At 39.5% G+C, this 20,979-nt stretch carries 14 protein-coding genes and 1 pseudogene; 1 reads left to right on the top strand and 14 read right to left on the bottom strand.

Annotated features, from left to right (window positions below):
* Window positions 1-4 precede the first annotated feature (4 nt).
* The 11 genes and pseudogenes from pnp to NML75_RS04900 form a co-directional block, all read right to left on the bottom strand.
* Window positions 5-2,227, bottom strand: coding sequence for a polyribonucleotide nucleotidyltransferase (pnp, locus tag NML75_RS04950; protein ID WP_254804207.1), 2,223 nt, complete (start codon window positions 2,225-2,227; stop codon window positions 5-7).
* Between the two features lie 496 nt (window positions 2,228-2,723).
* Window positions 2,724-3,584 carry a methylenetetrahydrofolate reductase [NAD(P)H] gene (gene metF, locus NML75_RS04945; RefSeq protein ID WP_254804206.1) on the bottom strand — a complete coding sequence of 287 codons (861 nt, stop codon included), beginning with the start codon at window positions 3,582-3,584 and terminating at the stop codon, window positions 2,724-2,726.
* A 62-nt stretch (window positions 3,585-3,646) separates the two neighbouring features.
* Window positions 3,647-5,896 carry a 5-methyltetrahydropteroyltriglutamate--homocysteine S-methyltransferase gene (gene metE / locus NML75_RS04940; protein ID WP_254804205.1) on the bottom strand — a complete coding sequence of 750 codons (2,250 nt, stop codon included), beginning with the start codon at window positions 5,894-5,896 and terminating at the stop codon, window positions 3,647-3,649.
* A 574-nt stretch (window positions 5,897-6,470) separates the two neighbouring features.
* A complete protein-coding gene (locus NML75_RS04935; protein WP_254804204.1) occupies window positions 6,471-6,836 on the bottom strand; it encodes a TIGR02328 family protein in 366 nt (121 codons plus the stop codon).
* Window positions 6,820-7,224 carry a YbgA family protein gene (locus NML75_RS04930; RefSeq protein WP_254804203.1) on the bottom strand — a complete coding sequence of 135 codons (405 nt, stop codon included), beginning with the start codon at window positions 7,222-7,224 and terminating at the stop codon, window positions 6,820-6,822. Before NML75_RS04930 ends, NML75_RS04935 begins: the two co-directional genes overlap by 17 nt.
* Before the next feature lie 67 nt (window positions 7,225-7,291).
* Entirely contained in the window at window positions 7,292-8,044 is a 753-nt protein-coding gene (locus tag NML75_RS04925; protein ID WP_254804202.1) for a DNA/RNA non-specific endonuclease, read from the bottom strand.
* 245 nt (window positions 8,045-8,289) lie between these two features.
* Window positions 8,290-10,575 carry a DEAD/DEAH box helicase gene (locus NML75_RS04920; RefSeq protein WP_254804201.1) on the bottom strand — a complete coding sequence of 762 codons (2,286 nt, stop codon included), beginning with the start codon at window positions 10,573-10,575 and terminating at the stop codon, window positions 8,290-8,292.
* On the bottom strand, window positions 10,575-11,270 hold the full coding sequence (locus tag NML75_RS04915) for a hypothetical protein (protein WP_254804200.1): 696 nt from the start codon (window positions 11,268-11,270) through the stop codon (window positions 10,575-10,577). Before NML75_RS04915 ends, NML75_RS04920 begins: the two co-directional genes overlap by 1 nt.
* A 30-nt stretch (window positions 11,271-11,300) precedes the next feature.
* The gene (locus NML75_RS04910; protein WP_254804199.1) at window positions 11,301-12,497 is read right to left on the bottom strand and encodes a restriction endonuclease subunit S; all 1,197 of its coding nucleotides are present in this window, start codon (window positions 12,495-12,497) and stop codon (window positions 11,301-11,303) included.
* Window positions 12,490-14,094 carry an HsdM family class I SAM-dependent methyltransferase gene (locus tag NML75_RS04905; RefSeq protein ID WP_254804198.1) on the bottom strand — a complete coding sequence of 535 codons (1,605 nt, stop codon included), beginning with the start codon at window positions 14,092-14,094 and terminating at the stop codon, window positions 12,490-12,492. The genes NML75_RS04910 and NML75_RS04905 overlap by 8 nt, the downstream gene beginning before the upstream one ends.
* A pseudogene (locus tag NML75_RS04900) lies at window positions 14,094-17,156 on the bottom strand (DEAD/DEAH box helicase family protein). Before NML75_RS04900 ends, NML75_RS04905 begins: the two are co-directional and overlap by 1 nt.
* Before the next feature lie 210 nt (window positions 17,157-17,366).
* Here NML75_RS04900 and NML75_RS04895 point away from each other — a divergent pair.
* On the top strand, window positions 17,367-17,987 hold the full coding sequence (locus tag NML75_RS04895) for a TVP38/TMEM64 family protein (protein ID WP_225750099.1): 621 nt from the start codon (window positions 17,367-17,369) through the stop codon (window positions 17,985-17,987).
* 41 nt (window positions 17,988-18,028) lie between these two features.
* On the opposite strand, the gene NML75_RS04890 is transcribed toward NML75_RS04895, so the two are convergent.
* The 3 genes from NML75_RS04890 to ftsE all read right to left on the bottom strand — a co-directional run bounded on the left by NML75_RS04890 (window position 18,029) and on the right by ftsE (window position 20,974).
* Window positions 18,029-19,183, bottom strand: coding sequence for an MFS transporter (locus NML75_RS04890; protein WP_254804197.1), 1,155 nt, complete (start codon window positions 19,181-19,183; stop codon window positions 18,029-18,031).
* A 179-nt stretch (window positions 19,184-19,362) separates the two neighbouring features.
* Window positions 19,363-20,289 (bottom strand): permease-like cell division protein FtsX, encoded by a 927-nt coding sequence (ftsX, locus tag NML75_RS04885; RefSeq protein WP_254804196.1) that lies wholly within the window; start codon window positions 20,287-20,289, stop codon window positions 19,363-19,365.
* Complete coding sequence (gene ftsE / locus NML75_RS04880; protein WP_004251332.1) at window positions 20,282-20,974, bottom strand: cell division ATP-binding protein FtsE; 693 nt, start codon at window positions 20,972-20,974, stop codon at window positions 20,282-20,284. Before ftsE ends, ftsX begins: the two co-directional genes overlap by 8 nt.
* Window positions 20,975-20,979: the final 5 nt, after the last annotated feature.

Here is a 20,979-nt window from a genome sequence, read left to right as displayed (position 1 = left end):
TTTCTTATTCTGAGTCTTTTGGTGTTTCTGTAGTTTCTTTCTTAGGTTTGTGGTCCTTGTGGTGGTGACGAGGACGATCGCCATGACGATGACCTTTATCCCCTTTTTCTTCTGAACGTTCAGGTTTTGGCGGACGTGGTAAGAGTGCCTTCATAGAAGCATCTACACGACCTTTTTCATCGATCTTAATAACCTTCACATCTACAAAATCACCAATTTGAACTAAATCTTCTACATTATTAGTACGAGTCCAAGCCATTTCAGAGATGTGTACGAGGGCATCTGTCTTGTCAAAGAGGTTGACAAAGGCACCAAATTTCTCGATACGAACAACTTTGGCATGGTAGACTTCGTCCACTTTAGCTTCACGAACCAAACCAGCAATGATTTCTTTAGCACGGTTGATGGCATCTTGGTCGCTAGAGTAGATAGATACATTTCCTTCTTCGTCGATGTCAATCTTAACGCCTGTTTCAGCGATGATCTTATCGATGGTTTCTCCACCCTTACCGATGACAATCTTGATCTTGTCAACATCAATCTTGATGGTATCAATTTTCGGTGCAGTTGGAGCCAATTCTGGACGCACTTCTGGAATAGTAGCTTCAATCACATCAAGGATTTCAAAACGAGCTTTCTTGGCTTGAGCAAGAGCTTCCGTCAAGATTTCTGCAGTAATCCCTTGAATCTTGATATCCATTTGAAGGGCTGTAATCCCGTCGCGAGTACCTGCAACCTTGAAGTCCATATCTCCAAAGTGGTCTTCCAAACCTTGGATATCTGTCAATACGGTGTAGTTGTTACCATCTGAGATAAGTCCCATAGCAATCCCTGCTACTGGTGCCTTGATTGGCACACCACCTGCCATAAGGGCAAGAGTTCCCGCACAGATAGATGCTTGAGATGAAGAACCGTTTGATTCCAAGACTTCTGCTACCAGACGGATAGCGTATGGGAATTCTTCCAAGCTTGGCAATACTTGAGCAAGAGCACGCTCCCCAAGAGCACCGTGACCAATTTCACGACGACCTGGAGCACCGTAACGTCCAGTTTCCCCTACAGAGTATTGAGGGAAGTTATAGTGGTGCATAAAGCGTTTCTTGTACTCTGGATCCAAACCATCGATGATTTGCGTTTCACCCATTGGCGCCAAAGTCAAGATAGAAAGAGCTTGAGTTTGTCCACGAGTAAAGAGACCTGAACCGTGCACACGGGGAACGAAGTCAACAACCGCATCCAAAGGACGGATTTCATCGACCTTACGACCATCAGGACGAACCTTGTCTTCTGTGATCAAACGGCGCACTTCTGCGTGTTCCATTTGTTCCAAGATTTCAGCTACATCACGCATGATACGGTCAAATTCTTCGTGGTCTGCATATTTTTCTTCGTAAACTGCTGTGACTTGGTCTTTCACTGCTTGAGTTGCAGCTTCACGCGCTAATTTTTCTTCTACTTGGACTGCTTTTTGGAGGTCACTGTTGTAGGCTGCGATGATTTCAGCTTGCAAGTTAGCATCTACATGAAGCAATTCTACTTCTGCTTTTTCTTTACCAACTGCCGCAACGATTTCTTCTTGGAAGGCAATCAATTCTTTAACAGCTTCGTGTCCTTTAAGAAGAGCTTCCAACATGATTTCTTCTGACAATTCTTTGGCACCAGACTCTACCATGTTGATGGCGTGTTTAGTACCTGCTACTGTCAATTCAAGAAGCGATTGCTCTGCTTGTTCTTGAGTCGGGTTGATGATGATTTGGCCATCCACATAACCCACTTGTACCCCAGCGATTGGGCCGTCAAATGGAATATCTGAGATAGAAAGTGCCAATGATGAACCAAACATAGCCGCCATTGGTGCAGATGCATTTTCATCGTAAGAAAGGACAGTGTTGATGACTTGCACTTCGTTACGGAAACCTTCCGCAAACATTGGACGGATTGGACGGTCAATCAAACGCGCTGTCAAGGTCGCATCTGTTGAAGGACGTCCTTCACGTTTCATAAAGCCACCAGGAAATTTCCCAGCCGCATACATTTTTTCTTCGTAGTTGACTTGAAGCGGGAAGAAATCCCCAGTTGCCATCTTCTTAGACATAACGGCAGCAGTCAAGACAGTTGACTCACCGTAACGTACCACAACAGAGCCATTTGCTTGCTTAGCAACCTGACCAGTCTCTACGATCAACTCACGACCCGCAAAAGTCGTTTGAAAAACATGTTTTGTCATTTTAATCCCCTTTGGATTGATAAAATTATACGCCTTGCCTACAAAAATCAGGATATTTTGGACGTTTCGGCTTGCCGAACATTTCTGTAGAAAAATAGGAAGGTGACGCCGCACTCGATGAGTGCTAGGAAGCTTATCTTTTTTCCTAAGAAATGAGGCCAAAATTCTATTATGAATCTTTTTGATATTTCACTGAAACAGTGCGGACGGGAGGTAAAATTATCCAGTGGATGATTTTAGAAATCCAAGTAATTTCACTATAGCGTGAAATATCTTTTAAATACTCACTCCGTTCGTGTTTTTTGAGACACACATTATCAGATTTTGTTTAAAAAATAATCAACTTTAAACAAACTTCTATAACCTAAATACCCTCATCTTTGTATCAAGTACGTACAGAGTCTATTTTATCATATTTTTCTTAAAAAGTACGGTCTTTTCTATAAAAAAGGAACCATTCTGCTATGAAAAGAAGAATGGTTTGCTTTTGATTATTTTAAGGTTGATGATTGAACAAGGCATGGGTTGCTTGGTGAATGTACTGAGCAGTGTCTGCGTTGTTCATGGTGTAGAGATGCACGCCTGCTACGTCTTGCGTTACCAAGTCCACGATTTGGTCTACAGCATAGGCAAGTCCTGCTGCTCTGAGTGACTCAGGGTCATTCTCATACTTGTCCAAGATAGCCTTAAATTTACGTGGGAGATGGATATTCTCACAAGTCTTCAAGAGACGAAGCGCTTGGTTACGGTTAAGGATTGGCATGATCCCTGCATGAATAGGAACATCAATCCCTGCCAAGGTACACTTGTCTTGGAAATCGTAGAAACGCTCATTGTCAAAGAATAGCTGAGTGACAAGACTTGAACAGCCTGCATCTACTTTTTTCTTGAGATTTTGAATATCTGAGATTTGGTTTGGCGAATCCGGGTGCCCTTCTGGGTAACAAGCTCCAATGATATCAAAATGTGGTGCCTGTTCCTTGATAAACTCAATCAAGTCTGTGGCGTAACGGAAATCCTTCTGTGGCTCAACACCTGGAATGATATCACCACGCAAAGCCAAGATTTTCTGAACACCAACTTTATCCAAATCCGCAATAGTCTCAGCCACCTTTTCCTTAGTCAAATAGATAGCTGGCAAGTGAGCAATGGTTGGGATCTCCAAGTCATTTTGGATATAGTCTGCCAAACGAACCGTCGTCTCTTTGATATTAAATTTATTATTACTAGCGGTCACACTGATGAAGTGTGGTGCCAAGCCCTGCATATCTTTCAGGGCTGCAATAATTTTGTCATTGCCTACTTCTGGGTTTGGAGGGAAAACTTCAAATGAGAGGGACGGTGTTTGACGTGACATATGTATGAACCTTTTCTAGTTGATTTCTTACTGATCAACCGTGTAGAGAGAACTGTCTTTTCTTACAATTTCTCACGCGCAGCTTTCGCAGCGTCTACAAGGCGGATCAAGCTTTCTTTCGTTTCTGGGATACCACGTGTTTTCAAACCACAGTCAGGGTTGATCCATACTTTCTTGCTTGGTACTTTAGCAAGGATAGCTTCGATTGTGTGGTCGATTTCGCCTTCGTTAGGCACACGAGGAGAGTGGATATCGTAAACTCCAGGACCCACTTCTGTCTGGAAGTTTTGAGCTTTGAGTTCGTCCAAGATTTCAAGATTTGAACGGCTAGCTTCAAATGAGATAACGTCCGCATCCATGTTGTCGATAGCTGGGATGATATCTGTAAATTCTGAGTAACACATGTGAGTGTGGATTTGTGTATCTGGTGCTACTGTTGAGTGTACCAAGCGGAAGGCTGGAATAGCCCAGTCAAGGTAGTCTTCGTACCAGTCGCTACGACGGAGTGGCAATTTCTCACGAAGAGCAGCCTCGTCGATTTGGATGATTTTCACGCCTGCAGCTTCAAGGTCAAGAACTTCATCCTTGATAGCAAGAGCGATTTGAAGAGTAGAATCCTTGATAGAGATGTCTTCACGTGGGAATGACCAGTTAAGGATGGTAACAGGTCCAGTCAACATACCTTTAACAGGTTTGTCAGTACGGCTTTGTGCGTAGCTAGACCATTTCACAGTGATTGGGTTGAGACGAGTCACATCACCCCAGATGATTGGTGGTTTAACCCCACGCATACCGTATGATTGTACCCAACCATTCTTAGAGAAGAGGTAACCTGACAAGTTTTGACCGAAGTACTCAACCATGTCATTACGCTCGAATTCACCGTGTACAAGCACGTCAAATCCAACTTCTTCTTGCCATTTAATCCATTCGTCGATAGTCTCAGCAAGGAAGGCATCGTATTCTTCTTGTGACAATTCACTCTTACGGAAGGCCAAACGTTTAGCACGAACTTCCTTGGTTTGAGGGAATGAACCGATGGTTGTTGTTGGAAGAGCTGGAAGTTTGAAGGCATCTTCTTGGATAGCTTCACGTTCTGCAAAGGCTGGCAAACGAGTGTAATCAGCGTCTGTCAATCCAGCGATACGCGCACGAAGTTCCGCATTTTCACCAACACGTTCAGTCGCAAAGAGTTCTTTGTTAGCTGCAAGAGCTTCTGCACCTTGACCGTTGCGGATAGCATCCAAGTCACGGATCTCATCCAATTTTTCAACTGCAAATGCAAAGTGGTTCAAGATAGCTGGTTCAAATTCTTCATTAGCAGTTGTAAATGGCACATGAAGAAGTGAACATGAGCTTGTCAAAACGATGTTTTCAGCTGGGATTTGCTCAAGAACAGCCAAGCTCTTTTCGTAGTTATTGCGCCAGATGTTCTTACCATTGACAATACCTGCATAGAGAGTCTTGTCAGCTGGGAATCCACCTTTAACGAGTTCAAGAGTTTTCTTACCTTCAACGAAGTCAAGACCGATCGCATCTACTGGCAATTTCACAAGGTCAGCGTAAACGTCACGAACGTCACCAAAGTAAGTTTGAAGCAAGACTTCAAGACCTTTTTTGTCAGCCAACAATTTGTTGTAGATGTTCAAGAAGAGAGCTTTTTCTTCTTCTGTCAAGTCTTTGACAAGAGCAGCTTCATCGAGTTGGATACGAGTTGCACCAAGTTCAGCCAATTTAGCAAAAACATCTTGGTAAGCAGCTACTAAGCTATCTACGAAGTCTTCTGCTTTCACGCCTTCTTCATAGTCTGACAATTGAAGGAAAGTGAATGGACCTACAAGGACAGGACGAGTGTTAAGACCAAGTTCTTTAGCTTCTTGGAACTCATCGAAGATCTTGTGACCAGCCAATTTTACTTGAGTGTCTTTTTCAAATTTAGGAACGATGTAGTGGTAGTTAGTGTTGAACCATTTCTTCATCGGAAGGGCACGAACATCCCCTTTTTCTCCTTGGTAACCGCGTCCCAAAGCAAAGTAACGTTCAAGATCAGACAATTCCAAGTTTTGAACAGATGCAGGAACTACGTTGAAAAGGAAAGCAGCATCTAGGAAGTTGTCATAGTGAGAAAAGTCATTTGATGGGATTTCAGTGATGCCTTTTTCTTTGACGATGTTCCAGTGTTTTGCACGCAATTCTTTCGCAGCAGCCAAGAGTTCTTCTTCTGAGATTTCTTTTCTAAAGTATTTTTCAGTTGTAAATTTTAATTCGCGGAATTCACCCAAACGAGGGAAACCGATAATTGTAGTTGACATGTTTTGTCCTCCAAAAATTGTTGTTGAAACTATCTTAACAGAAAAGAATCTGTCTGTATAATTGTAAAAAATTAGGCTTTGATATAGTTTGAAACTATATCATGATTTAAACCACAAAAAAAGATTTGGAGAAGATTCCCCAAATCCTTTGGTAGATATAGATTAGTAACCTTTCAAGGTTGTTATATTCTTCGCAAAAAAATAGTGAATTGAAAGCTACCTATGGCTTGGTATTAGAAAAGACTATATGTCTTTTTCTTCATTTTGATATTCCCCTTGAAAAGTGCGGACGGGAGCAAATTACTTCGTAATTTCATCCCTAATTTTTGAGCCAGAGTGTCTCAAAAATCCCGTTCTAGATAATAAAAAATTATTATCTAGAATACCACTATAGCGGAAAATATCCTCAAAAAGCTCACTTCGTTCGCTCTTGGCGTATAAATAGAACTCAAAAGTTAATAAAAGTAAATCCAAATATTTATAAAAAGAAGACCTTAGAATCATTCTAAAGGTCTCATTTTAATTATTCGAAAAAATTAAGAAAAGAGTTAACCATTGGAGATAATCCTTACTATTACTCCAGCTCTATCCCCTTGTCACGGAGATTTGCCAGACACTCCTCATAGTAGGCATAGTCATGCTCACTATAGATAGGACTTTTCAGCTTTTCCTCTGCTAAGTCTTGATAAGAAGGGCAGGTCTTGCCACGGTAGTTCTTGTCCAGCCACTCTGGACTGACCTTGTAGCCACGGGCTGCCATCTCCTCCATGATCAAGTCATGATAGGCATAGAGACGATAAGGCGAGTGGGTAAAGACATAGTCCACCGTCGCATGCTTTCTGCCCCAGCCATTGCCACGAAGGGCACAGCACTCTCGATGTTGCCCCAAGAGCTGAGGACGGGGAAGTTGTGAAATCAAAGCCTCATGCCAAAGTCTCATGGGAGTCTCCTTTCAGCAAGGTAGAATGTTGCAGATAAGCATTTGGGTAACGTTCAAGCAACTCTCTCGTCTGAGCAATCAAGTCCTCCTTGGAAGCTTGACCAAAGCGATAGCGATCCAGCAAGAGCATATAGTCTCTGCGCTCATCAAGGCTGGCTTGCTTTTTAAAATAGCCCCAAATATGCTGGAAGGCATTGCAAACCTGACCCCTGTGTTCCGGAATCTGGCAGGCACGGTCAATCATCTCTTGAACCTGACTCACCTCCACCACTTCTTGCTTGAGATACTGGCGAATGTCCTTGTAAATATTGCTGGAATGGCTCAAAACAAGGTATTTATTTTCCGCCCAGAGTTGCTGACAAAGGGCACGTTGGTTGTTAGTTTCCATATTTCTCCTAACTTTCTACTAGTTCCCAGGAAATACGGAAACAAAGTTGTATTTTACTTGGATGCAATTACTTATTTAACTTAAATGTGCAATTTTTATAATTTATTTTTATATTTGGATCAATATTAGGAATAAAGACATTGAATAGAGACTCTTTCTCTATTACCGCCTGCATATGTATTCCAATTGGAATCTTATCTGCTTTATTTCGATAAATAGGACGACAGGCAATACAAACCGAATTCTGTTCCAGTTCATCTACAATTTTCTCTTCAAAATCCCACTGACTGAATTTATTTTCAAATCCGTTCTTATTAGTAGCTTTCCCCATATTACTCCATGCAGTTTGAGTAAATAATGATTTCAAAGCTTTATAAGGATGACCATGAATCTCTTTATCACCACCTAATGAATAAGCGATTATGTGACCTCGATGAAAGTATCTATCATAGTCTTTAATTCTATTTATTTTATCCCATCCCGCCGGATTTCCAAGACTCGGACGATTTTTCTTTTTACCCACTATCGCTTTTTGATTTTTAATATCTTTATAATCGTTTTTATTGATATAAAATATCGCACATTTGGGCCTCTTAGCTAGCTCCAATGAATGTGGAACAATATAACCAGAATTATCCTTACTCATAATATGGATTGTTGCGACATTGTTATTTACTACAAAATAATTTGATTCATTCTGACATTCAGCTATATTTGTACAATACTGAACTTTTCCTCCGACTAATTTAGTAAGCTGATCAATAGTGATATGAATCAAATCTAAAATTTCTTGCTCTGACATCGAAAAAATTTTTTTCATTTTTCTTCTCCTACTCCATCCTTACTCATCAACTCTCTACAGAAGTAAAAATACTTTCCTAAATTAAGTAAGATATGAATCTAACTTTCTGATTTGAAAAATAAATTATCTCAAACCATTTGTATCCTAGATTCTTGTTCATATCTGTGGATTTCAAAATTAGTAACCTTTATTATTTTCTAACAATGAGAAAACATAAACAATCTTTAAATTGTGAATAGTTTTATTCCTTATAACAGATTTATTTATCCATTATAGTACCTACCAATTATTTTTAGTCGTTTTTCCGATTCCTGTAAAATTTCTTTATCAAATTCAATGCCAGTAGAATCTATACTTTGAACATATGGTTCTATCCATTCGACATCATCAAAATCAAAACCATATCTCAGAAGCCATATCTGTTTATCCGAATCGGTACCATATTTTATTAATTTGACTAATTTTTCGGCTCTTAGATCTTCCGTTTTTTCAAAGTATTTATAGAAAAGAGCTACAAATATATCTTCTAATCTAAAATTTAGAATCTTATCTAAATAGTCATAAGTATCAAAAACAATTAAATCATAGTTGACATCATTCGCTTTGGTTCCTTGAGGAAAAAGAGGAAATGCAGACAAACTCTTATTTGGAATATCACTACAAGGCATCACAAATTTAGGATCTAATTCACTATGATCAACTGATGGATCTTCTCTTTCTTTTTTTCGACTCACATATGCATACCTATAGAAACAAATATCTTTGAAGGATTTTCCAAATATCCTCCAGAGCATTATTTGAACACTAGTATCAATTACAGCTTTTTCGCCATTGGATAATATTCTACCGATATGTAACTCATAAACTTTCTCAAATTCATTAGATAATTTTCTATTATCGATTTGCTTTAATTCTCTAAAATCATTACCTATAAATAGACATTCAATAATATTATGAGCTAGACTTAAACTATCATCTTTAGACAATACCTCAATCTGTTTTGGCGTTAAATTATACTCATCTGAAAAACTACCGTCATTAATTGATTTTCTAAATTCTTCCAAATCGCTCAAGTTACCTGAAAGTGTCTCATCTAATAATGATTTACTTCTTAATTTACTCGGACTATGCATTATTTTTCGAAAAGCTGATATATTAGAATGTCTGATAATTACAGTTCCATAATCAAACTTCTTATCTAATGTACTTCGACCTGCTCGCCCAATAATATTTTTTATAGCTAACGGCTTTGATTCCGTAAAATGCTTCAAATAAACTAAATCAAAAGGCATATTTATCCCTTGTTCTAAAGTAGATGTAGCAAAACAAATTTTACAAAAACCTGATTTAGTAAACTTTTCAATTAAGCTTCTAACTCTTAAAGGCATAGAACCGTGATGAGTCACAACTCCTATTTTAAGAAATTTAATTACTTCAGAATATCTATCTTCATTTATATCATCGCTACCACCAATGATATCAGCTATTTCAGCTATAATTTTCAACGCCTCTGGATCAGATAATACTTCACAAAAACGAAGATACTTTTCAAATTCTTTAAAAATTTTACGACTAAGTATACTAGTTTTCGTACAAAATACTAGTACACTTCCATTCTCACTTAAAACCATTTCAATTGGGTCATAAGCACATTTCACTCTACTTTTACCCATAATGTTCTTATCAATACCAAAGTGATAAAAGCTATTATCTTTATCTAGAGAATAGAATATTTGTCCAACATTTTTTATGTTAAAGTTTCTTGCATTTGATTGTTCTTCTTCAAAATTATTCTTTTCAAACTGTGCATTAGGATTTTCAATAAATGGATGGGCAAATATAAACTTTGTTCCTGGAAAACTACGTTTTGCTCGTCTAATAATACTATCAAAATATAAACCACGAGCACTTCTTTCATCACCTAATTGAGCTTCATCAAATAAAAAAAAGTCTATATCAAAATCATTTTTGAATTTAAATAAATCTTTACATCTTTCAGGAGTTAAAATAAAAATATTCCTTGTTGCATGTTTAGTATTTATTTTATCAACGAAGGTTAAAATATTTATATGAGAATAAGTAAAATGGTCATTTAGTAATTCAAAGTATTCATTAATCAATGCTCTTGATGGCACTACTATTACCACATCTTTATCACTTTCCTCTATTAATTTTCTAAAAACAAATGATTTTCCAGTACTTGTCGGTGCAGAAAAACTGAAATATTTATTACTATGAGTTTCATCGACAATTTTTGATTGAACAGGAGTATATTTTATATTGTATTCATCTTCAATATGCCTTTGATACATACCAAAAATAACTTCTAAAAGTGATTCCGTATCTAAATCTTTAAAGTACAGTCCCATAAATTTTAAAATTTGATGTTCATATTGTTCGAATAGTTCCGGATAAAATATTTTTATATAACATAGAATTTCTAAATCTGTAGTAGAAGTGGGACCGTTTTTGTATATTGATTCAATCGTTAGCTTAAAAATCTCCTCGACATTTTCATTTAATACAATTTTTTTTATTATATTTCCCATTAAACGTTCACCGCAATTAGAATTATTTCTTTATGATGTTTTATTTTATTAAAATTTTTATTTTTTAAAATATTTTTAATTAAAGTTTCTGTCGTAATACTTGTAGCTGAAAAAGCACATGCAAAAGCTTTATGATTTTGAGTATGATTGTTTAAAGATGATATAGAAACAAATTTATCTATATCATTTAAATCAGAATCATCTCTCTTTTTCCTGATAAAACTTTCTATTTGCTCTAGTGATTTACCATATCCATTACTTTTTGAAACATATTTAGCTTCTCCAAATACTATAAATTGAGATAGTGTCTCAGAAAAAAAGTCAAAACCAGGATTACCAGAAAGTTTCTGTTTAAATAATTCAGCTAAAGGAATGTCGAGATAATCTAATTCATTAACTATAGCCAGCCTCGATAATTCTGACACTACTGTTTCTCCTATTTCAGTAGTGACTTTATCTTGTTGAAAATGTTTTAACTGACTTGATAAATACTCAGCTGTCGCATTAGCTCGAATCTTAAAAGAATTCTTTATATATTCTTCATCAAAAGTTTCAATCCAAGAAAGATTGTTTAAAGAACAAATAATATCATTTATTGTAACCTTTAAATTACTGGGTTCTATTCTAATAAAAATCACATTTGGAAGTGAATATCCTATATCTGATAACCTAAAATATTCAACCACATCCCCCATAAAAAATAAACTCCTCTCTCTATTGTGACTCTACTCCACCTTCACCTGTCCATTCATCAGCATGGGCAAGAGCCAATCGCGAAGTTGGGTGAGTTCTTTGTTTTGAATATAATTATTTGAAATTAATCTAATATTCTTTTCGACCATATTTTCAAATTTATCCAAAATTTCCTCTTTAGGTAAAATAATTCTACAATCTAGTATGTCACTGTTTGTCAAATTATTAATATTTGTCCCCATTGATTGTTTCAATAGATAACCCTTAAATTCAGATGATTGTAGAAAAGTATTTATATAAGTACTATATTTTTTGGGAACAATTTTTGAGCAAAAAGCACCAAATCCAATTACTTCTTCATAATAATTAATCGCATTCTTACCCAGATGTTCTTTACTGCCACTTGACATTACAATTAAAGTTTCATTCTGTTTAAGAATCTGTTTATTATTGATTTTATCTTTTGTAAGATAAACAAGATCATTTAGGTCCATTACATTCCCTGTAATATTAGTTGCTCTTAGTACCCCAATAGCATCATTAGTCGTTTTCTCCACAATATCCGATTTAGCGTAGGTTACACCTCGTTCAAGTTCTATCAATTCCCCCAACTTCTCCACTCCCCACCCCTCTGGGATTTCGCGTTTGAGTTCTGGGTTATAGACCATCTTTCCGCCTGATGATTTGTAGGGTTTGCCATTCTGGTCTGGGAAATCAAACTGGACAAACCAGTAGTCATATAGGGTCTTAGCCATGGCTTCCAACTCTTGGTTGATTTGGTTGTTGATTTGGATTTTTTGGTCAATATTTTTTAAAACAGATGATATTTTAATTTGATTATCTAAACTAATATTCTTAATTACAAAATCATTAAGAATTTTCATTGTAAGAAATTTTGTCTGCGAACCCTGAGCCTTTTTTGAAAAAGATAAAAGATTCATTTTTAAATAATAATAGATATAATCTATATTAAAGTTATTTTTTGCTGTAATGACATAAGTTCGTTGATAAGCATCAAATTTCCCTGTGTATCTTTGACAGTGAAACTTTCCAGATGCATTATTACCAGCAAGAAGAATAACATCATCATCAAAACTGTAAGTATTGATAGATAAGGGATTAGGTGCACAAGTAAAAAACGGATACTTCCCCCCATTAACCATCGCATTCGAATCTAATTTCCCAGTCGCAATTTCACAAGTCTTTAATAAACTAACAAACTCACTCATACTTCAACCCCTTCATTTGCTCTTCAATCTCCTGCTCCAATGCATGCGATTGCTGGAAGAGGTCTGAGAGTTTGCTTTGAAAGTCGGTCATCTTTTCTTCAAACTCTTCTGCTGAGATATCTACATAGTCAATCTTGATGTCAAAGTATTGACCTGCGCTGAGTGAGTAATTTTTCTCCTTGATATCCTCATAAGAGACGGTGACTGAAAAGTCCTCGACGGCTTCTTTCTGGATAAAGGTCTCGACGATTTTCTGTTCTTCCTCAGGAGAGAGTACAGTCTTTTGGTTCTTGCCTTCCTTGACCTTGGTTCCTAGGTTTGATGCATCGATGAGGACGACATCGCCCTTATTTTTCTTATCAATAAAGAGGGTGGAAACGTTGGTACCTGTCGTCGCAAAGATATTGGACGGCATAGAGACAACACCAGCCAGCATTTGATTATCCACCAAGTGTTGACGGATGGTCTTGTCAATCCCTGACTGGGCAGTGATAAAGCCTGTTGGCAAGACAACGGCTGCCTGACCATCTGGTTTCAGGGAGTAAATGATATGCTGAACAAAGAGCTCATAAATTGCCATCTTGTCCTTAGACTTAGCTGGAACCTTTGGCACACCTGCAAAGAAACGCTCACTGGCTTCTGGCAAGGTCTCCACTTGGTCACGCCACTCTGAAAAGTCCAGCTTGAAAGGAGGGTTGGACACGATATAGTCCATCTTTTCAGGATGTCGATTAGCGATGATGGTATTTCCCTGTACGATATTATGAATGGAGTGTTGAAGTCCATTCAAGATCAGATTGAGACGGAGGAGATTAGACGATTTTTGCGAGATATCCTGACTATAGACTGTAGTTTTATCCACACCGATACGACTAGCCAAGTTCATAAGCAAGGTGCCCGAACCAGCTGATGGGTCATAGATCCGCACGTTTTGAGGTTTATCATCTCCCACCAAGATATCCGCGATAATCTTAGCCACAGAGTGAGGCGTATAGTACTCAGCATACTTGCCTCCACCATCTTTGTTGTAGTCCTTGATCATGTACTCAAAGAGAGTTGAGAAAAAGTCAAAGCCTTGTGAAAAAATGGTCTCATCAAACTTGACGCGTGCAAGGAGATTGATGATGGCCTTTGCTACCTCGTTGCGCTTACTGCTATCCGAGATAGTATCCGTAATCAAACGCTCATCAAAGAGACGAATAGCAGTATCTCCGTCTGTATGCACAGAGAAAATATCGTTATTATCAATGGCGATTTGGTTGAGAGTATTTTCAAAAGTTTCATAGAAAGTCGCTTCGTTTTGCTGACGGTGGAGGGTTTCAATCAACTGGTCTGGCTTGAGCCAAGCCGTGCTGGTACCGATATCCTCCAAAAGCCAGTCATAGTCTTCCTCACTCATAGCCAACAAGTTTTCATAGGTATTAGATTCATCTAGGACCTTGGCTTGATACAAAAACTTGTCATTTAAAAATTTGTAGAGGAAGGACTGGGTGAGGAGTTTGTACTCACCCGCTTCTCCTCCTAATCCTGCGTGGGTAAAGACAGCTTTCAAATCATCTACCAAGTCTTGGACTTGGACTTTGTATGTTTCATTCATTAGTGTTGGTATTCCTCTTCATATCCTTCAAATAGTGACTCTACGATATAATTAAAATCCTCTCTAGTCAAACTACTTGCAGATTGGTTGGTTTTCATTTCAATCCGAGCTTCTTCTCGAATCATTTTCTTGAGAAAGTCCTCGTTATCAAGCACTCCTTGGTTTTGACCGATTTTACGGTCTAGTCTAACTTTAGAACCCTTGATGACATGGTAAATAGCTGGAAACTCACTGACCATGGTCGAGTTGGTCACGTGCTTGTAGGAACGAGCTGCCATCTCATCTCCGTTAAAGTTCATAGCTAGGCGTCTCATACGAGTATGATAGTCCTCCACGGACTTAAAGAGCTCCTCATAGTCTTTTTGGGTTTCTTTGATATTTTCCATGGTGAAGCCTTCTTGGCCATGGATCAGGTGTTTTTTCATGATGCGCTGGAATTCTTCGTAGAGAGTGACCCACTCAGGATCTTTCTCATCACGTTGGTTCTTAATGCCACTTGCAACTCGACGTTTCAAGTCTTCCAAGTCATTGGCTGCTAGACGAAGTTCTTCTTCTGCAATCTTGACAAAGCTAAAGCTAGTTTCAGACATGGCAAGATTTAGAAGCGTCCGGCTAGAGAAGTCATCTGGCTTATCTATCAGAGATAGCGTCAGCATCCGTCTAGAGAGGACATTGAGCAGGGTTGCAATCTGAGCGATATCAATCTGCTGGAGCAGGTGGTCGTAGCCGAGGAGACGGGCGATATTGTAGTACTGCTTAATAGACTCCAAGGCCTTACGAAGATCGATTAACTGCTTCTTATCCTTGATGTCATTGATGGCTTGGGAGAAGTATTCTAAATTGTCCGTTGGATAGTCGATGAGGATATGCTCGGTCTTGCTCAACTCTTGAGAAATCTCATCTGCTGATACAAAGAGCGAGCCAAAAACATCCTCGCCGTTTTCTCCTGTTAGCGCCGTATCATACTCTTGGTTGAGTTCTTCCAGATAGGCACGATTGGTCTTGTCAAACTCCTTGGAAATATCCGCAAAGTCAATGACATAGCCAAAGAGGTAGTCCTTGTAAGGACGATTGACACGGGTTAGTGTTTGCAAAAGATTGTGAGCCTTGATCTTGCGCCCTAGGTAGAGGCGCTTGAGACGAGGTGCATCAAAACCTGTCAGAAGCATAGAGTAGACGATAACGAGATCAATCTTACCTTCCTTGTAGGCATCTACCTTGTCCTTCTTCTCTTCCTTATCTCCCTCATCATGGAGGATGAGAGCGGAAGTCAAGGTGGTTGAGCCAGCTTGACGTCGTTCTTCTAATTGCTTTTCAAGCTCACGCGCCTGCTTAGACGAGTCACAGACAATCATGCCACCGATGGTCTGGTCATCAAAGACCAAATCACGCGCACGATTGAAGTCCTCGATGATAAAGTTCAGCATAGGCTCCACATAGTGAGGGTGGGCAAAGATATCTTCCTTGGACAGGTCGCCACGTTGGATTTCTTCGTTGATGGTTCTGAGATTATCCTTATAGGAGGACTCGATATCTTCTCGCATCAGGCGTAGGGTAAAGCCGTCATCGATAGACTGGTTGTAGTAGTATTTGTGGATATAGTCTCCAAAGATATCACGCGTGGTCGCATGACTTTCCTTGGTCTTGCCATCTTTCTTATAGGTGATGAGAGGCGTTCCTGTCAAGGCAATCTTAATGGCCTTGGTATCTGCTTGATAGAGATTTGGCAGGTAGGAACCTCGTTCATTATAAGAACGGTGGGCTTCATCGATAAAGTAGACATTTTGACGATTGAGATCATAGCCAGAGCGGTCTGTCAGATCTGAATCATCCTTAAACTTCTGGATATTGACTACAGCGACATCATAACCGTCTTGTTTTTGATTGAGTTCTTGTGGGTTATTAATGCGCTTAACCTTGAGGCCTCGTTTGGTGAATTCCTTAAAGGCTTGGTCTGCCAAGTCCAAACGATCGACGACAAAGTAAAACTGAGGAACGATTCCCTCTTTTGAGAAATAGTTGGTTAGATAGCGAATATTGAAGAAGGCCAAGGCAGTCTTACCAGAACCTTGGGTATGCCAGATAACCCCTTTCTTGACACCTTTTGCGATCGTTTCTTCGATAGCACGTGTCGCAAAATACTGAGGATAGCGCATGACGTGCTTCTGCAGTTGCATCTGACCGTCCTTACTCTCTTCTTCGACATAGACCAGACCAAAACGAAGCATAAAGAGCAAGCGTTCCTTCTGGTACAAAGAAGACAGGAAGGCATTGCAAGGTGTATCAGGGTTTAGGTTTGTTGTAAACTCTGGCTGGGACTTGAGGGCAAAGCGCTTCATGTCTTCTAGGACAAAGTCGATTTGGTCCTCGGTTAGAGGGGTAAGGGAATGAAGGAAATCTTCTACTCTTTCTTCCTTGAAGGCATTAAATTTGGTTTTTGAATAGGCGTTTGAACCGTAATAAGAACCCTGTTTTTGCTGACCTTGTCCACTGATATACGCTAAGTTATCAGATAAGGATATCAACTGGGTGATATTGTTAAAACGACGGAACTTACGGTTTTCAAAACGGTATCTGGTTCTGTCCTACTCTGACTGAATTCCAGTCTTGCCATCACGAATTGCATTGGGCTGTTTCACTTCGATATAAGAAAGAGGCAGACCATTGACAAAAATAACGATATCCGGACGAAATTCATCCTGACCATTTTGGCAAGTAACTTCAAGCGCCAGATGGAAGGTATTGGCTTCAGGATGCTCCCAGTCAATATAAATGGTATCTTCCTGACCTTGCAGACGTTTAAAGAAAGAACGTCCCAAATCGTTTTGATCAAGTTCCAACTTGATATTGGCTAGTTCTCTCTCAAAGTCATCCTCTGTCAAGTAGTTGTTAAATTTTAAAAATTGCTCCTTAAAAACAGATACGAGGATATTGGTATCTGGATCTCTTTCTGCAATTTCCTTCCCATTGCGAGGAAGATAGGTATAGCCCATACGCATGAGATGCAGAGCTGCTGGAATTTGAACCCTAGTTAATTCAGAAAAATCTTTTCTCTTTGCCATAAAACTTCCTTTTGCTAGTCAGAACTGTCTATTTTTACTAACAATATCCTTCAGACTATCTCTCCAATTTATCGAATTCTTAATTATCTATTATTATATCATATTCCTAGAAGAAAACGCCTTCTAGATCCTACTTCCTTCCCAAAAACCATGTAGTCTTTCTCCCTAAAATATGGTATAGTAGAATCATACTACACAAGAGGAGTTTACATGTCACACGAGAAAGAAATGAAAGCTGTTTCTCCCCTTCTACAGCAAGCGATTCATATTTCCTCCATCGTCGGTGGAGTTGCTACTGTAATATTCTGTATCTGGGCCTATCAGGCGGGTATCTTGCACTCCAAGGAAACCCTATCTGCCTTTATCCAACAGGCGGGTGTCTGGGGGCCACCACTCTTTATTTTTTTACAGATTTTGCAGACGGTTGTTCCTATCATTCCAGGTGCTCTTACCTCCGTTGCAGGTGTCTTTATCTATGGGCATATCATCGGGACCATTTACAACTATATCGGTATTGTCATTGGTTGTGCCATTATCTTTTACTTGGTTCGTCTCTACGGAGCACCCTTTGTCCAGTCCATGGTCAGCAAACGCACCTATGACAAGTATATCGGTTGGTTAGATGAGGGCAATCGCTTTGACCGTTTTTTTATCTTTATGATGATTTGGCCCGTTAGTCCAGCTGATTTTCTCTGCATGTTGGCTGCTTTGACCAAGATGAGTTTCAAGCGGTATATGACCATTATCATCCTGACCAAACCCTTTACCCTGGTCGTTTACACTTATGGCTTGACCTACATCATCGATTATTTTTGGCAGATGTTTGGCTAATACACAAAAAACTCAAGGATTCATCCTTGAGTTTTTCTTTGTTAGGCTTCTTTTTTCAATAAAAGGGAAACAAGCACTGATGTAGCAATCATCCATGCTCCTAGAATGATGAAGGTCATTCGACCATCTGTAGTCACCAAGCCAATCCCTGAAAGAACGAAGGGTGTTAATGATGCTCCAAAAGAACATCCCAAAACAGCATAGGAAGTTGCTTTGTTGAGGAGTTTTGCAGGAATTCGCTCAGATATCAACTGAAAGACTGTCGTCAGAGCGATGCTGTAGGCAAATCCTCCTAGGATAGAACCTGCAACCACCACCCAGAGTGATGGGGAAAGAGCAATGATGATTTGCCCGATCCCAAAAGTGACACCAGCGACCAATAGAAGTCTTTCCTTGAAGGTCGAAATCAGGAAAGAAAAGCTGATTCCAGCTAGAATCCCAACCAACTGCATACCACTAAGTACCAAACTGGACAACTGAGCATCTCCAAACCCTACCTCAATCATAAGACTAGGGATGCGGAAGGTGATAGCAGTATTGGTACATACAATCACTGCGGCTGCAATAGCAAGGAAGAAAATCAATTGGAGCATGGAACGAGTCAGTTTCGCTGCTTCTTCTGTCTGATGCTTGGACTCATGAACTTCTTCCTTGTTGTAAGGGACAAAGAGAAGGAAGAGTACGAGTACCACTAGACCAGCTGCATAGGCTAGGAAGGTTGCTGTCCAGCCAAAGGCCAAGAGCTGACCGACTGCCAGCGTCAAGATAGAGGCTCCTACTACTTCGGCAGACCCACGAAAACCAAGCATCTGGATACGAGTTTTTCCGTGGTAACGTTCACTGATGATTGAAATAGCCTTGGCATTTAGCATCCCTACTCCAAGTCCAAATAGCAAGCGTGTCGCAAAGACAAAGTAATAACCCTGATACCAGAAAGGTGCAGTTCCGCTGATTGACAAGATTAAAAGTCCCAAGGTCAACTGGAGACGTTCAGGAAAAATACGCTCTAGAACTCCGTTTAATAAAAGCATGGCCATAATCCCAAAGGAAGGGAGGCTGACCAAGAGTTCAACCTGACCAGTCGAATAGCCCTGATAATAATCAAACATGGCAGGTAGGGTACTCGAAATTGAAAACGATGTGATCAATACTAACGACAGGGAGAGTATGCTCACTTTTTCCAAAAATTGTTTCATCTTTTCCTCATTCATTATTCATTTTTCATATTAGTAAAAAGGTCCTTTCCTATCATACACTCTTTACCCAAAATTGGCAAGCGACTGAGCACCAAGACCAAAAGAAAAAGCGGGGCATCAAGAGCTGTGAAGTCTTGATGACATCCCACTTTTTTATGTGTTTTATCCAGTTATGTGACTTAGATTTTCAAGAATCGACGCATTGAGATTCCTGAACCTAGTGAACCGATACAGATTCCGATGAGGAACAAGAGACCGATCATCAATGGAATAAAGGTATTCGGTGTAATCAAAGATAGGTTTTGACCAACCAAGGATGGGTTGACAGATTGGAACACTCGGTTATAGATAAAGTAAACCAATGCTGATGGAAGAGCTGCTCCCAACAATCCGATAAAGGCACCTTCTAACAAGAATGGGCCACGGATGTAGCTATTCTTAGCACCAACCAAACGCATGATTTGGATTTCACGACTACGTGAAATGATAGTAATACGGATGGTATTTGAAATCAAGAAGACTGCGATGAAAATCAAGAGTCCTGCGATGACCAATCCCCATACACGGATGAAGGAAGCCAACTTGAAGAGACGTTCGGTATTGGCACCACCATCTTGAACTTCAGAGACACCTTCAATCTTCTTAGCTTCTTCAGCTACAGGTTTTACATCACTTGGTGAATTGGTATCTACAATGTAGGCATCATGAAGAGGGTTTGCATCTCCTTCAAACACCTTCCACTCATCACCCATAGTTTCAGTCAGCTTTTGGTACTGCTCTTCTTTACTTGAGAAGGTTACATTTTTAACAGCTGGCAAAGCTTTTAGGGCATCGTAGACCTTGTGGTAGTCATTGTTCGTGACTGTTTGGCCTTCTTTTACAATGGTTTCACTGTTGTCTTCAACGTCTTTACGAACATAAACCATGACGCGGACGTTGTTTTCAATATCAGTTGCTAATTTCGCAGTATTGAAGATAACTGAAGCAAAGATAGCAACCAAGGTCAAGGTAATCATTACTGAACTGACCGCAGCAATGGTCATCCATCCATTACGCTTTAAACTTTTTAAAGCTTCGAACAGATGGCGGAAAAATCTACTAATCATCGTATCCGTACTCTCCTTTCGCTTCATCACGTACCACGCGACCATTCTCGATGGCAATAACGCGGTGGCGCAAGGTATTTACGATTTGGCTGTTGTGGGTCGCCATCAAAACAGTTGTCCCTTGAAGATTGATACGTTCCAAGAGGTTCATGATTTCCCATGAGTTATCTGGGTCCAAGTTTCCTGTTGGTTCGTCGGCAATCAAAACCTTAGGATTGTTTACGATAGCACGCGCAATGGCGATACGTTGTTGCTCACCACCTGAAAGTTCATTCGGGAATGAACGAACCTTGTGCTTCAAACCGACAAGGTCCAAGACTTCCATAACACGTTTTTTGATGTTGCGACGACTTTCACCAACAACCTCCATGGCGTAAGCAATGTTCTCATAAACGGTTTTCTTTGGCAAAAGTTTGTAATCCTGAAAGACTACTCCAACGTTTCTACGCAAGAACGGAATATCTTTCTTTTTAATCTTAACGAGGTTATATCCCGCAACTTGCAAGCTTCCTTTGTCGATTTTGACCTCACGATACAAGGCACGGATAAAAGTTGATTTACCAGCACCTGAAGGTCCTACGATGTAGGCAAATTCTCCTGCATCGATATTTACAGTGATGCCACGTAGGGCTGTTGTCCCGTTGTCGTATTTTTTGACAACATCTCTCATTTCAATGATTGACATGTGAC

Origin of the sequence: Streptococcus sp. CF4-3 (assembly GCF_024295385.1) — a bacterium.
GTDB lineage: Bacteria > Bacillota > Bacilli > Lactobacillales > Streptococcaceae > Streptococcus > Streptococcus infantis_I.
Note: the sequence above shows the minus strand (reverse complement) of the source record. Positions and strands in the feature narration are given on the sequence as shown.

Coding starts and splice junctions, on each gene's coding strand:
- pnp (WP_254804207.1), bottom strand. CDS start 2,227: ATGACAAAACATGTTTTTCAAACGACTTTTGCGGGTCGTGAGTTGATC.
- metF (WP_254804206.1), bottom strand. CDS start 3,584: ATGTCACGTCAAACACCGTCCCTCTCATTTGAAGTTTTCCCTCCAAAC.
- metE (WP_254804205.1), bottom strand. CDS start 5,896: ATGTCAACTACAATTATCGGTTTCCCTCGTTTGGGTGAATTCCGCGAA.
- NML75_RS04935 (WP_254804204.1), bottom strand. CDS start 6,836: ATGAGACTTTGGCATGAGGCTTTGATTTCACAACTTCCCCGTCCTCAG.
- NML75_RS04930 (WP_254804203.1), bottom strand. CDS start 7,224: ATGGAAACTAACAACCAACGTGCCCTTTGTCAGCAACTCTGGGCGGAA.
- NML75_RS04925 (WP_254804202.1), bottom strand. CDS start 8,044: ATGAAAAAAATTTTTTCGATGTCAGAGCAAGAAATTTTAGATTTGATT.
- NML75_RS04920 (WP_254804201.1), bottom strand. CDS start 10,575: ATGGGAAATATAATAAAAAAAATTGTATTAAATGAAAATGTCGAGGAG.
- NML75_RS04915 (WP_254804200.1), bottom strand. CDS start 11,270: ATGGGGGATGTGGTTGAATATTTTAGGTTATCAGATATAGGATATTCA.
- NML75_RS04910 (WP_254804199.1), bottom strand. CDS start 12,497: ATGAGTGAGTTTGTTAGTTTATTAAAGACTTGTGAAATTGCGACTGGG.
- NML75_RS04905 (WP_254804198.1), bottom strand. CDS start 14,094: ATGAATGAAACATACAAAGTCCAAGTCCAAGACTTGGTAGATGATTTG.
- NML75_RS04895 (WP_225750099.1), top strand. CDS start 17,367: ATGTCACACGAGAAAGAAATGAAAGCTGTTTCTCCCCTTCTACAGCAA.
- NML75_RS04890 (WP_254804197.1), bottom strand. CDS start 19,183: ATGAAACAATTTTTGGAAAAAGTGAGCATACTCTCCCTGTCGTTAGTA.
- ftsX (WP_254804196.1), bottom strand. CDS start 20,289: ATGATTAGTAGATTTTTCCGCCATCTGTTCGAAGCTTTAAAAAGTTTA.
- ftsE (WP_004251332.1), bottom strand. CDS start 20,974: ATGTCAATCATTGAAATGAGAGATGTTGTCAAAAAATACGACAACGGG.